Origin of the sequence: Kiloniella sp. (assembly GCF_965205715.1) — a bacterium.
GTDB lineage: Bacteria > Pseudomonadota > Alphaproteobacteria > Kiloniellales > Kiloniellaceae > Kiloniella.
The window spans coordinates 1-12,848 of the sequence record NZ_CBDBHW010000008.1; the positions used below are offsets into that span (position 1 = coordinate 1).

Here is a 12,848-nt window from a genome sequence, read left to right on the forward strand (position 1 = left end):
AGTGTTTCGTCAGAAAAGCCTCATGGCGCCTACTATGTTGGTGGCGATATTACCTATACAGGGTCACTCAGCCAGTTTGCATCTGATACGGAAAATGTCCTTACCAATAGAGAGTTACGCGATACAACACTCCTGATTTACAATCATGGCACCATCAGCTCAGGTATTCACCAGAAATGTCAAACCGACTGGATGCCTAGCTATGTGCGACTTTTGACATACAAAGATCCCAATATCATAGCTTACTATTTTTGCTCGCAGGAATCTGGCGGTAATTCAGGGGATAGTATCGTCAATCAGGTCCACTACAAAAGGGGGATCGAGATTGCTAAACTGGCTGATAAATTTCAAGATCTCGGCATTCCAAAGGATAACATCTTTTTGATGGGCCATTCTGGCGGCGCGTCATCTAGCCTGATGGCAGCCAGTAGAACGCCTGAAAAATTTAACCGTTTTATTGTAACGGCTCCCGGTTATGGATATGCGTACCTCCGCAATACTCGACAAGGCCTAAATTACGGCACCTTATACGAGAATTGGAAGACCGTGATCCAAAGAGGAAAAGAAGCCAAGGGCATCGTATATGCCTTTCCAGGTGACATATATTCACCTGCAAAGGATCTGGACTTCATGACATCCATGAAGAATATCGACTACCGCGTACTTTCTAATAAAACGGATCCCGGATGTGGGATTGAGCAAATCCATGCATACCCTTGGACGAAGTGTTTCATAAAAAGCCAAACCCAGGACATCCTTACCTACATTCAAAAGAACCGGCTAAAGCTCTCTGGAGCTAAAACTTATGCAAAAGCCAAAATAAAAAATATTGATCATCCTAAACATGGAATTTTCTATACGCCAAGAGATAACCCCTACCGAAAACATTTTGGAAATTACCCAACAGATCAAACTTTTAATAAGAAATTTTCAATCGCTTTTAATAACCGCGCCCCCAACAAAACAGTCGTTTTCGTTTACAATCATGACCTAACCAACAATGGACATTCAAACAGATGCGACCCAACAAACTTACCCTTCTATCTTCGCAATCTAATTGAACTGAACACTCGCTATCTGGCCTACAGCTTTTGCGCTCCAGAAACTGTAAAATCGCTTAACGATGATACGACGGACGCTATTCGCCAAAAAACCAGACTGTCAGAGTTAAAATCACTGCTCAACAAACTTAAAGATAAGAAAGTAAAGCCTGAGAATATCTTTCTCGTTGGGGATAATTATGGCGCTACGACAAATATCCTGGCAGCCTTAGAATTCGGAAATAAATTCAACAGCCATATTTCTCTATTTCCTGACCGAGATACTCTTCTAAAACGACCTCACGCATTCTTTGACAAGGTTGATGCACTTATCAAAGACCAAGCCGAAGCGAGAAGAATCGCTAGTAATGCGCCAGGCCTCGTTTATTCAAAACAGGAGTTGCTGAAGGGCAGTCCACTGAAGAACGTTGCGAGGAAAAATCGCTGGTCATTTGTTATTAGTGGCTCATGCGATAACAGCCAAAAAGTTGATTACAATGGTAATTGTTTCTACGACATGAACAAAAATAATATCATACAATTTGTTCGAGAAAGCCTGAAACAACCTCATCAACAACCTTCGTCGTAAACCTCATCATGAAAGCGATAAAACACCGCCTACTTCTTTTGCTTGGCCTCTTTCTTCTTACCGCTTGCCAAAGCACAAAACCTATTAAGATCGAGGACCCTCACGGAGCTTTTGCAGTTGGGGATGATTTTGAAGCCGTCAGGAAAGATGATTTTGAGAAAGCATTAAATCGCAACATTCGCAATCCAGAAAAGACCATTCTCTTTATCTACAATCACGGCACCACAAATAGTGGGATTGGTCAAAAATGTTTTCCCAGCTCCATCCCCTCATACGCCAGAGCAATTGTTCGGCAACATTCCCAAGCAGTTATTTATTACCTGTGCTCACAAGAAATCGGTGTGGGCAGTGGGGGCGCCCCCAATCAGGCACGCTACTTTCGCCGTAGCAGTGAGATTGGGCGCATTCTTAGTATTTTCAGAGAACACGGCATTTCCGCTAACCGAACGTTTCTACTTGGTCACTCAGGCGGGGCATCGACAACCTTAATCGCTGCCGCTGACATTCCCGAAACATTTAACGGGTATGTTGTTTCAGCCCCGGGCTATGGCTTCGCCTATACTGGCAAAAGCCGAACTTCAAAATTATACGCGCCTCATTATGACGCCTGGAAAGCCGGTATAGAAAAAGCTTCTCGAAAAGAAGGCCTTGTTTACGCTTTTGAAGGGGACACTTATGCACCACCAGAAGACCTTGAATTCATGAGAAAAATGAAAAATATCGATTTGTATATTCAAAAGCCTGAAGAGTGTGGCACCTCTGAAGCACATGAATACCCTTGGAGCCGTTGTTTTAGAAAAAAAGAAACCCCAAAGATCTGGAACTATATTCAACAACGCATAAAATCCGGCCCGCAATTGATATCACAAAATTCAGAGTAATTTTCAGCCATCATATCAGCCCTGCGTAAGCGTGGCTGGACAAGGGCTTTTTGATAGTCCATAACACCGAAATGACAAAGCTCCTGACAGACCCGAAGATCGTCACTTTTGGTTGCCGCCTCAACACCTATGAGTCTGAGGTGATGCGTCAGCATGCGCGCGAGGCAGGATTGTCAGACACCATCATCTTCAATACCTGCGCCGTCACGACAGAAGCGGAGCGGCAAGCACGTCAAAGCATTCGAAAGGCTCGCCGCAACAATCCTGATGCCAAAATCATTGTAACCGGTTGCGCCGCCCAGATCAGCCCAGAACTCTACGCTGGCATGGAAGAAGTTGATCACGTCATGGGCAACGAAGAAAAGTTAAAGCGCGAGAGCTTTAACCTCGGCGAAAATGCATCCGTTGCTGTCAACGACATCATGGAAGCGAAAGAAACCGCGGCACATCTGGTTCACGGCTTCGAAGAACACACCCGAGCCTTCGTACAGATCCAGCAAGGTTGTAATCATCGCTGCACTTTCTGCATTATTCCTTTTGGTCGGGGCAACAACAGATCCGTTCCCATTGGGGCCATCACCGAGCAGGTAAGATTACTGGTCAACAATGGCGTTAAAGAAGTTGTTCTAACAGGTGTTGATATTACCGACTACGGTTTAGACCTACCAGGCACTCCAACACTTGGTCAGATGACAAAACGTCTTTTGGCTCAAGTTCCAGAACTAAAACGCCTCAGGCTTTCGTCTCTAGATCCCGTTGAGATCGATGAGGATACCTATCGCCTGTTTGGAGAAGAGCCACGGATAATGCCGCACCTTCATATTTCCCTACAAGCAGGGGATGATATGGTGCTCAAACGGATGAAACGAAGACACCTCCGACGTCATGTCGTAGAAATGGTTGAGCGCGCCCGCGCCCTACGCCCGGATGTGGTTTTTGGTGCTGACATCATTGCCGGTTTCCCAACAGAAACTGATGAAATGTTCGAAAATACATACAATCTGGTCAACGAGCTAAACCTTACTTATCTCCATGTCTTTCCTTATTCAGAAAGACCCGGAACACCCGCTGCCAAGATGCCTCAAGTTCCCGGTAACATCCGTAAGCAAAGAGCTGGGCGCCTACGTAGTGCTGGGGAAATTTCAGAACAGAGGTTCATGGAGAGCCGAATTGGTACAACAGCTCAAGTCCTGATCGAGAAAAATGGCTTTGGGCGGAGTGAGCATTATGCTCAGGTGCAGATTGAAGCCCTTGAAGGTGATCTTACTGGTGAAGTCGTCCCTGTCTATATTGCCGATGTTCGCGATGGCAAACTCCTTGCCTATCCACTTGGTACAAAAGCTGCCGATGACGCCAGGGCAAAATACGCAGCTCAATAACAACAAACCTAACAGCTCCTGATAAAGAACGGTTCCAGAATGAGTGACGAAAACAAAAAAGGTGGTTGGTTTTCACGTCTAAAGGCGGGACTTAGCCGTTCGTCTTCGAAACTCGGCGATGGCATTGGGGGCATTTTTACCAAGAAGAAGCTCGACGATGAAAGTATCGAAGAATTAGAAGATCTTCTGATCACCTCAGATCTCGGTGTTGCGACAGCGGCCAAGCTTACAGCTAATCTCGCAAAAACACGTTTCAATAAAGATATCGAGCCCCGGGAGATATCAGAGGCTCTCGCAGCTGATATCCAAGAAATTCTTGAACCGATTGCAAAACCATTAGAAATTGATCGGGCGAAACCACCTCACGTCATATTGGTGGTTGGGGTTAACGGCAGCGGTAAAACCACGACTATTGGTAAACTTGCAACTCAATACAAAGCGCAAGGACTAAAGGTTATGTTGGCCGCCGGAGACACCTTCCGCGCTGCAGCTGTTGAACAGCTCAAAATCTGGGGTGAGCGTACCGGGTGCCCAGTCGTAGCCAAAGAAACCGGTGCAGATGCCGCCGGCCTTGCTTATGAAGCGATTGAACGTGCCCGGTCCGAAAATGCTGATGTTGTCTTGATCGACACAGCTGGACGCCTACACAATAAATCAGACCTTATGTCTGAGCTACAGAAAGTCATTCGCGTCATTAGAAAGCTAGATGAAACGGCGCCACATGACACGGTTTTGGTGCTAGATGCAACCACAGGCCAAAATGCTGTATCTCAAGTAGGCACGTTCAAGGAGCTAGTTGATATTTCAGGCCTAGTTGTCACCAAGCTAGATGGCTCTGCCCGCGGTGGAATTCTTGTTGCTCTCGCAGAAAAGTTCGGACTTCCCGTTCATGCTATCGGGGTTGGTGAAACCGCGGATGATTTACGCCCCTTTACCGCCAAAGACTTCTCTCGATCCTTAATGGGCCTTGAAAGTTCATCTAACTAGTCGAGTATTTTTTGATGGCAAGGGTTTCTGTAATGAAAATTGTTTCCGGAGTATCTTTTATCTGCGCTCTTGCCTTGACTGCATTTGCCCCCAGTTACGCAGAAGAATCAAAGAAGCTTAATTCCAACGAAGTGATACAGGAATATGGGAAGATTGCCACTGGCATCGCCTTGGAAGAACGCTGCCTCTTATTATCGCCCTTAGCGACTAGAGAATATTACTGGCAACAATATATGCTGGATGCAGCTCTCAACAAGGTATTCTCAGGCGCTCCTGTTCTAAACATGGTTCGGGGAAGCGCACTGCAAACATCCAGAGATGAGCGCTTCAAATGTGACGCTGAATCTCAAGAATTTATAGAACGCTCCTTACAAAGAGCACGCGATTTAAATCAGAAGTTAACCGGGCAAGTTTTTGAGCCAAATGTCAGTGATCAAGTATTTGATCAGGAACGCTTAATCATCGTGGCATCTGCTGCAGGTATAAATGCAGTTTGTAAGCACCTCCTGCCGGAATATGATGAACAGCTCAACGTAGGACTGGAGGCACTGACAAAAAGCTTCGAAGAAATTTATACTGATAAGGTTGGCACTGATGCCATTTCAAAAGCCTATCAAGAGACAAGTAACGAGCCGAATACCTCTTGTGGAGATGGCACACGTCAACAGGCACTTCAAGGGTGGCAACTAACCAGATTATTGATGAAACAATATCGCTTAGCTTTTGCTGGTGAATAGGAAGCAGATTCAAAACAAATCCGCCTCCTTTGCAAACGATAAAAATCAATGCCTATTATCTCTGGCGACATCTCGCTTGAGATAACACACAAATTAGCTCAAACATTAAATTTACTCCAACTATCGCAGTGCCACCTGACTGATCGAATGGAGGAGAAACCTCAACCAAATCTGCCCCAATTAAATTTAAATCTCCCAAGCTTCGGATCATGACTTGAGCATCAAAAGGAGTGTATCCCCCAATTTCCGGGGTTCCCGTACCTGGAGCATAGCTTGGGTCGAGACAGTCAATGTCGAAAGTTACATAAGTTCGTTGATCTCCAACAACGCGATGAATTTCCTCAATGACCTTTTTTATACCGAGATCATAATATTCTTCGATCGTAATTACGCGAATACCCACTTCTTTGGCATATTCCTCGTCAGAACGGTCATATCGCGACCCTCTGATACCGACCTGAACAACCCTTTTGGGGTCGAGAAGATTTTCTTCGATTGCTCGGCGAAAAGGTGTCCCATGTGTCAGCTTGCTACCACCGAAATAACTATCATTAACATCCATGTGCGCATCAAAATGGACCATCCCGACAGGACCGCTATCCCCGACCAACCCTCTTAAAATTGGTAGCGAGATCATATGGTCACCCCCTGCGACCATTGGCATAACACCCGCGTTACGAATTCCCGCCATAAATTCCGTAACCCGTTGCATGGTCATGTCCAGATCAACCGGGTTCACCTTCACATCGCCAAAATCAGCAATCTTACAGTCATCAAAAGGAGCAACCCACGTTGCGCCGTTATAGCGACGTATAAGACTGGACATATCACGCAATTGGCGAGGGCCATGCCGGGTCCCTGGGCGATTCGTTACCCCAGCGTCCCACGGTATACCAATTATGCCAATGTCATACCCTTCAAATTCAGTTACATGGGGCAACCGCATAAAGGTCGCAATGCCGCTAAAACGTGGCAGATCCATCCCGTCGGGCGGAAGCACAGTATCGTCGCTCATTTCAAATCTCCAAAAAATCACATTCTTTAGTTTTGATCATTTTTAAATTTCTATAAATTCAAATGTAATGAATGTTACTTTGATAAAATTCAAACTTTATAAGAGACCTCTCCATGCAGCTGGACACAATAGATCTCAGACAATTACGAGTGTTTTTAACCGTTGCAGATTGCAGAGGGTTTTCGCCTGCTCAAGCAGAACTCAATATCAGCGTCTCAACTATCAGCACCCAGATGTCAGATTTGGAAACCCGCCTTGGTCTTCGGCTATGCCAACGAGGCCGAAGCGGGTTCTCCTTAACTGAAGATGGAGAGCGCATCTATAAGGCCGCCCAAACCCTGTTCAGGCAGATCGATGGCTTCAACAGTGAGGTTTACGATTTAAGGCAAGAGCTCAGCGGTAAATTATCTCTCGGATTTGCAGATAACCTTGTCACTCACCCCTCTTCTCCGATCACCCAAGCGCTCGACAGGCTCTTTAGCCTGGAAGGTGAGATCGAGGTTTTGATCAACGTTCTGTCCCCAAACCTGCTTGAAAGAGAATTACTGGATCAGCGCCTAGATATCGTCATCGGCGCCTTCCCCAGGCATCTTCAAGGCATCAATTATCAGCCCTTATTTGAAGAAAGACAGAGCCTTTATTGCGGGTCCCGCCACCCCCTATACAACAAAACAGATAAAGAACTCGAGGCCGTTGACTTAAAAGAATTCAAGGTTGCCCAAAGGGGCTATACCGCTGGACGGCCTCATCCTTCAAACTTGAAAACCACGTCTTCTGGTGCAATTTCCTACCACATGGAGGGATTGGTTTATTTGGTTTTGTCAGGGCATTTCCTTGCCCATCTTCCTGACCACTATGCGGAAAAGTGGGTGAAATCTGGTGAGATTAAAGCACTTTGCCCCCATAGCCAGAGCTATATATCTACTTTTGAAATCGCTTCACGTGCTGGAACGCACCCTTCACCAGTGCAACGTGCCTTTCTCAAGGCTCTTAAATCAAGTTAAATGACCCCCGGCAAAGCCGGGGGCTTAAGCGGGTGAGCCCCTTAAAGGGGCAAATTGGGAACCGCTAAAGCGGTTATGGATTGAATATATCCATTTGGTCAAAGTACTTATCACGCTCTTCTTGCGTTCTGATATACTCCCTCACCATCTGTTCATCGAGCCCTACAGTTGAGACGAAATATCCACGGGCCCAAAAATTTTCACCCTTGAAATTCCGTGCTTTATTTTTGAATTTTCGAGCTATGGCAATCGCGCTTTTTCCTTTTAGGTATCCAACGACTTTTGAAACAGCATGTTTGGGCGGTATGCTGATACACATGTGAATGTGATCCGGCATCAAATGGCCCTCCTCAATCTTACTTTCGCGATGCCCGGCCAGTTCATGGAAAATTTCACCAAGATACTGACGTAGGTTGCCATAGATAACTTTTTTCCTGCGTTTAGGGATGAAAACCACGTGGTATTTACAATCCCATCTCGTATGTGCAAGGCTTTTGTAATCTCTCATCGGCTAATTCCTTTGTTATTTTGGTCAATAAACAAAGAAATGTAAGACCGTGGGAACGGTCAAACCATTGAGAGTCCCCCGGCATAGCCGGGGGTTTACCGGATTAAATTAAACAAAAGCCCCAAAATCTCCTGAGCAGAAATCTTGGGGCTTTCTATAAGTTCAACAGGTAAGGAGTTTAAGCTTCTCTGATCTGATGAATAAAATCATCTACCTGAGCATTGAGCATTTCGGATTGCTTGGAAAGTTCAGACGCAGCCCCGAGGACATCTTGAGCCGCTCGGCCAGTTTCCTCTACACCGCTGGTAACATCTGATATCGTCGACGAAACTTCTCCCGTCGCAACAGCCGCTTCTTGAACATTTCGGGATATCTCCAGAGTAGCCGCTCCTTGTTCTTCTACAGCGGCAGCCACAGAGGACGTAATCTCATTGATTTGCTCAATCGTGCCGGTAATCTTACCAATCGATTCAGCCGCCGTGTCTGTGGCCCCTTGAATACCTGTAATCTGCTGAGCAATATCTTCCGTCGCTTTTGCTGTTTGGGTTGCAAGGTTTTTCACTTCACTGGCAACAACCGCAAATCCCTTTCCGGCATCTCCAGCCCGTGCGGCTTCAATGGTTGCATTTAACGCCAAAAGATTGGTTTGCTCTGCAATATCAGAGATTAGTTTGATAACTTCCCCGATCTTAGTTGAAGCATCAAGAAGCCCGGAGACCTGTTGATTAGCATCGTCGGCTCTATCGACAGCATCGCTGGCGATAACCGTGGATTGGCTCACCTGACGACTGATCTCATTGATGGAACTGGAAAGTTCTTCAGCTGCCGCAGCAACGGTCTGCACGTTACCAGAGGCATTTTCCGACGCAGAGGTAACAGCAACAGCCTGTTGTGAAGTATTCCCGGCTGTTGATTGCATACCCTCAGAAGTACTCCGCATTTCCGTTGCCGCAGAAGAGACCGTTTGTACAATACCTTTGACTTCATTCTCAAAACGATCGGCCAAATCAATCATGGCCTGACGCTTTTCATCTTCGTTACGCTTGGCGACGGCAGCATGTTCGTCTTCCAGCTTTTTCACCTCTGCTGCATTATCCCGGAAGACAAGAACAGCACGGGCCATTTCAGCAATCTCATCATGCCCGTTCGCGCCTCGAATTTCAGCTTCTAGGTTGCCATCCACTAACTCTTGCATGGATGACGTGATGGATTTCACAGGCAAGATCACACGTACAGTAACAATCCAAAAAGAAAGCAATCCCGCAGCCACCCCAATGGAAAGAATAACCGCCGCAGCGATCATTCTATTCCAGCTATCAGCCGCAGCAGCGTTCGCCAGAGCAACAGAACTTGCAGTTGTCAGATCAACCAATGTCCAGATCGGAGCGATTGAAGCTTCCGACGTCTTCGACCAAGTTGCCTCATCCATCGGGTAGTCGTCACCACGAATACCTTTTTTATATACGCTTTCTCTTAAGCCCTGATAATCATCGGGATTAAAGAACGTGCCACCTAGACCTTTGATGACATCTGATATTTCGTTCGATGCATTTACGGTTTCGCCATAAGCCAAAAAGTCCTGCCATGCGATCTCTAGACGGCCACGATCAGTATAAAAATTCTTGAGACGGGTTCCACGCAACTTCACTTTTTTAGAAATTGCATAGGCTAAACCAGCCTTTTCACGACTGGCGTACTCACTCATGATCCAGGCGCTGTCTTTTAATTGCTGGACAGTATTGAAATCAGCGCCGGATTTTTCTGGGTTAAAAGCAGCTCGTTCGCGGAGTTCCTTCGACGCCATAATCATTCCAGTGATAGCGGGCTCCGCTGCAGTACCAACCTTACGATCACGCTGAAACTTTGGAACTGATACATACGTATCGATCCCAGGCCGGATTGTCAGAAGCGCTGTGTGTACATCCTGAACTTTCTGGATTACAGCTTCCTTATTTGCAATAGCAGCATTATTTTCTAGCCACGCTATTGCTTGCAAATAATTTTCATCAGCTTTGGCACGGGCTGAATTAATGGCTTGCTGCTCAGGGGGCGTAATCTCTTTACTCGAAGCAATTGCAACAGAAGATAGCGCCCGTTCTTCTGCCCAATATTTTGCTGCCGTAATTAATTGCCCTTCGACACGATTATATTCAAGTGTTGCCTGGGCATCCTGATAGTCTTTCCAATCCTGAAGAAAGGAACTGGCTGCTTGATAGATCACAAGACCAGTCAAAATCAACGCAACAGCATACAAACTATTGCGAATTGTAAGGGCTCTAGACAACATTTACTCACTCCATACCGCGGGACTTTAAGCTAACTAATTCTCCTGACGTTAAGGAAGGTAGGGCCCTATACTTTAACAAGTAACTAACAATTACTCTAAAAATGAAAATTATCTAAAATAAAGCAACTTATATGAAAGTCACTTTATAGATTTACTACAAAAAAGACGTAATATTGTTTGCACCAATAGTATTCATCAAAAAAATCTATATGAATTCAAGCATTGCCCAAATCAGGGGATCATCATATCACGCATGACCTCACCAGTACGTTAGTTAGGCAATAAACCCGTCTTCCCCTGTGGGATTTGTAAAGGGTGGAAACGCAGTTAGATCTTTAATTTTTTGGCTCTTCTCCGCTTTGTTGAGTAGAAAAAGATGCCGACCGCCAAGTAACCTGTTGATATGTATGGTTTCTGATAACTTTACATAGAGCAGGTATATGACAATCAACATCTCGCAGCATATTTTAGGCCTCAAAGGGCAACGTGTAAATGAAATTAAACTGGATGACGGCGGTGTTAAGATTGTCATTCACTGCAGCCGAGACGCGCGTAGGAGGGCTATAGACCCTGCTACAGGCCAGAAGGGAAGCATCAACCAGCATGTCCGCCGACAAGTAAACGACATCCCCCTTTTTGGGTATCCTTGTGTGGTCGAGATTGAGCTGGCGCAGGTTTATATTAACAAGGGCGAACGCCGCATTGAGGGGTGTGATTTTGTTGATAAAGGGTGCCGTTTCACTCACCGATTTTGCCGACTGATCAGTGGATTATGTCGGCATATGTCTATTCAAGCGGTTTCCAGACATTTGGATATACGATGGGAAACGGTCAAGAATATCGACAGGGCATACCTTATTGAAACTCTCCCTACGCTTGATCCTGCAGAGCTAACTGGCTTGGAATATATTGGTGTAGATGAAGTTGCCCGGGCGAAAGGTCATGACTACATGACGGTGGTCTACGATATGGTTGGCGGTCATCTGATCTGGGTTGAAGCAGGCCGAACTGCCGAGGTTTTTTCAAGGTTTTTGAAACAACTGCAACCAGATACAGCCTGCAAAATAAAGGCCGTAGCGATGGATATGGGGCCTGCCTACCAAAAGGCTGTCAGAGAGTCATTGCCGTTGGCCGACATAGTATTTGACCGTTTCCACGTCATGAAAAACTACAGCAAAGCTATCCATAATCAGCGTCGACTTGAGTTCAGAAAGGCCGATCCAAGTGGTAAAGAGTTGATGAAAGGGACACATTATCTGTTGCTCAAAAATGCGGATAAGTTGAGTGAAAAACAAAGTGACAAGCTGCAAAGGTTGCTGGAGAGCAATAGCAACCTGAATGCACTTTACGTCTTGAAAGAACAGCTTCAGCTGCTGTGGAGTGCCGCTTCATTTGAGGCGATGGCGGAGCAACTGGAACGTTGGTGCCTGATAGCAGATCAGTCACAGATGCTCTATCTAAAAAAGTTCGCGAAATCCCTACGGAAACATTGTGTGGGCATCTGCAACTACGCCAAACACAAGCTCACAAGCGCCAGGATAGAGGCTGGTAATGTCAGTATAGGAATGATCCGTAAGCGAGCCAGAGGCATCAAGGATACCGAATACTTCAAACTCAAAATTAGACAATCATCCATTCCAGATAATCAATCTATGCTCTATTTGAAATCCTAAATCTACTCAACAAAGCGGAGAAGTGCCATCACGAATACTCTCACGATATACATGCCTCTGCTCGCCACTTACTTAGCGTCATCAATGACATTCTTGATGTTGCAAAAATTGAGGCTGGAAAGCTAGAGCTGCTTGAAGACACAACAGACCCGCTCAAACTGGCCGTTTCCGTTCAACGTTTGATGATTGAGCGTGCAGAAAATGCAGGACTTAAACTAAAACTATCCCTGCCGTCAAAGCTGCCGATGATCCATGCCGATCAACGTAAAATGAAGCAGGTTTTAATCAACATCCTGGCCAATGCGGTCAAGTTTACGCCATCTGGCGGTATCGTCGAATTGGCTGGTGGCGTCAATGATGACGGTGATTTTGAATTTATTATCATGGATACTGGCATCGGCATGTCCGAAGAGGACATCCCAAAAGCCTTTGAACCCTTTGCCCAAATTGACAGCACTCTCAGTAGACAGTTCGATGGTACTGGCCTGGGTCTCCCTCTAGCATTAGGACTTGTCCGCCTTCACGGTGGAGATCTTTCTATGACGAGTGCGCCTGGCAAGGGAACAACGGTAAAGTGTGTCCTTCCTGGCTCCCGGATATTATCCTCATAAATATAGCCTGATTTTTACGACACTCCATGATCTTTGTTGCGCCGCAATATTTTTTGGCTGTCCAAAGGGAATAAGTCTGCCGTCGACAAAATGGCTGTGCTAGGTTTTAGTCTCCATTTCCTTCCGGAGTCCTTTTC

General features: G+C 45.9%; 12 protein-coding genes. 8 read left to right on the top strand and 4 right to left on the bottom strand.

What is annotated here, in order from left to right; translation table 11 throughout:
* The 5 genes from ACOGW3_RS08425 to ACOGW3_RS08445 form a co-directional block, all read left to right on the top strand.
* Positions 1-1,629, top strand: a 1,629-nt coding sequence (locus ACOGW3_RS08425) for a hypothetical protein (protein WP_419902561.1), incomplete at its 5' end; no start/stop codon positions are given.
* Positions 1,630-1,637: 8 nt separating this feature from the next.
* On the top strand, positions 1,638-2,510 hold the full coding sequence (locus tag ACOGW3_RS08430; protein ID WP_419902562.1) for a hypothetical protein: 873 nt from the start codon (positions 1,638-1,640) through the stop codon (positions 2,508-2,510).
* Positions 2,511-2,581: 71 nt separating this feature from the next.
* Positions 2,582-3,889 (top strand): tRNA (N(6)-L-threonylcarbamoyladenosine(37)-C(2))-methylthiotransferase MtaB, encoded by a 1,308-nt coding sequence (gene mtaB, locus ACOGW3_RS08435; RefSeq protein ID WP_419902563.1) that lies wholly within the window; start codon positions 2,582-2,584, stop codon positions 3,887-3,889.
* 39 nt (positions 3,890-3,928) lie between these two features.
* Positions 3,929-4,876 (top strand): signal recognition particle-docking protein FtsY, encoded by a 948-nt coding sequence (gene ftsY, locus ACOGW3_RS08440; protein ID WP_419902564.1) that lies wholly within the window; start codon positions 3,929-3,931, stop codon positions 4,874-4,876.
* A gap of 32 nt (positions 4,877-4,908) precedes the next feature.
* Positions 4,909-5,613 (top strand): hypothetical protein, encoded by a 705-nt coding sequence (locus tag ACOGW3_RS08445; protein WP_419902565.1) that lies wholly within the window; start codon positions 4,909-4,911, stop codon positions 5,611-5,613.
* Between the two features lie 55 nt (positions 5,614-5,668).
* On the opposite strand, the gene speB is transcribed toward ACOGW3_RS08445, so the two are convergent.
* Positions 5,669-6,628, bottom strand: coding sequence for an agmatinase (gene speB, locus ACOGW3_RS08450; protein WP_419902566.1), 960 nt, complete (start codon positions 6,626-6,628; stop codon positions 5,669-5,671).
* A gap of 113 nt (positions 6,629-6,741) precedes the next feature.
* Between speB and ACOGW3_RS08455 the strand changes: the two genes are divergently transcribed.
* The gene (locus ACOGW3_RS08455; protein ID WP_419902567.1) at positions 6,742-7,632 is read left to right on the top strand and encodes a LysR family transcriptional regulator; all 891 of its coding nucleotides are present in this window, start codon (positions 6,742-6,744) and stop codon (positions 7,630-7,632) included.
* Positions 7,633-7,705: 73 nt separating this feature from the next.
* On the opposite strand, the gene tnpA is transcribed toward ACOGW3_RS08455, so the two are convergent.
* The 3 genes from tnpA to ACOGW3_RS08470 form a co-directional block, all read right to left on the bottom strand.
* Positions 7,706-8,140 (bottom strand): IS200/IS605 family transposase, encoded by a 435-nt coding sequence (gene tnpA, locus ACOGW3_RS08460; protein ID WP_419901075.1) that lies wholly within the window; start codon positions 8,138-8,140, stop codon positions 7,706-7,708.
* Positions 8,141-8,318: 178 nt separating this feature from the next.
* Positions 8,319-10,427: a methyl-accepting chemotaxis protein gene (locus tag ACOGW3_RS08465; RefSeq protein WP_419902568.1), complete on the bottom strand. Its 2,109-nt coding sequence runs from the start codon at positions 10,425-10,427 to the stop codon at positions 8,319-8,321.
* Between the two features lie 274 nt (positions 10,428-10,701).
* Complete coding sequence (locus ACOGW3_RS08470) at positions 10,702-10,881, bottom strand: hypothetical protein (RefSeq protein WP_419902569.1); 180 nt, start codon at positions 10,879-10,881, stop codon at positions 10,702-10,704.
* Here ACOGW3_RS08470 and ACOGW3_RS08475 point away from each other — a divergent pair.
* The gene (locus tag ACOGW3_RS08475; RefSeq protein ID WP_419901077.1) at positions 10,868-12,100 is read left to right on the top strand and encodes an ISL3 family transposase; all 1,233 of its coding nucleotides are present in this window, start codon (positions 10,868-10,870) and stop codon (positions 12,098-12,100) included. The two genes, ACOGW3_RS08470 and ACOGW3_RS08475, sit on opposite strands and share 14 nt — an antisense overlap.
* Positions 12,101-12,282: 182 nt before the next feature.
* The gene (locus ACOGW3_RS08480; protein ID WP_419902570.1) at positions 12,283-12,711 is read left to right on the top strand and encodes a sensor histidine kinase; all 429 of its coding nucleotides are present in this window, start codon (positions 12,283-12,285) and stop codon (positions 12,709-12,711) included.
* The last annotated feature ends 137 nt before the right edge of the window (positions 12,712-12,848 follow it).

Coding starts and splice junctions, on each gene's coding strand:
- speB (WP_419902566.1), bottom strand. CDS start 6,628: ATGAGCGACGATACTGTGCTTCCGCCCGACGGGATGGATCTGCCACGT.
- ACOGW3_RS08475 (WP_419901077.1), top strand. CDS start 10,868: ATGACAATCAACATCTCGCAGCATATTTTAGGCCTCAAAGGGCAACGT.
- ACOGW3_RS08430 (WP_419902562.1), top strand. CDS start 1,638: ATGAAAGCGATAAAACACCGCCTACTTCTTTTGCTTGGCCTCTTTCTT.
- ACOGW3_RS08470 (WP_419902569.1), bottom strand. CDS start 10,881: ATGTTGATTGTCATATACCTGCTCTATGTAAAGTTATCAGAAACCATA.
- ftsY (WP_419902564.1), top strand. CDS start 3,929: ATGAGTGACGAAAACAAAAAAGGTGGTTGGTTTTCACGTCTAAAGGCG.
- tnpA (WP_419901075.1), bottom strand. CDS start 8,140: ATGAGAGATTACAAAAGCCTTGCACATACGAGATGGGATTGTAAATAC.
- ACOGW3_RS08480 (WP_419902570.1), top strand. CDS start 12,283: ATGATTGAGCGTGCAGAAAATGCAGGACTTAAACTAAAACTATCCCTG.
- mtaB (WP_419902563.1), top strand. CDS start 2,582: ATGACAAAGCTCCTGACAGACCCGAAGATCGTCACTTTTGGTTGCCGC.
- ACOGW3_RS08445 (WP_419902565.1), top strand. CDS start 4,909: ATGAAAATTGTTTCCGGAGTATCTTTTATCTGCGCTCTTGCCTTGACT.
- ACOGW3_RS08465 (WP_419902568.1), bottom strand. CDS start 10,427: ATGTTGTCTAGAGCCCTTACAATTCGCAATAGTTTGTATGCTGTTGCG.
- ACOGW3_RS08455 (WP_419902567.1), top strand. CDS start 6,742: ATGCAGCTGGACACAATAGATCTCAGACAATTACGAGTGTTTTTAACC.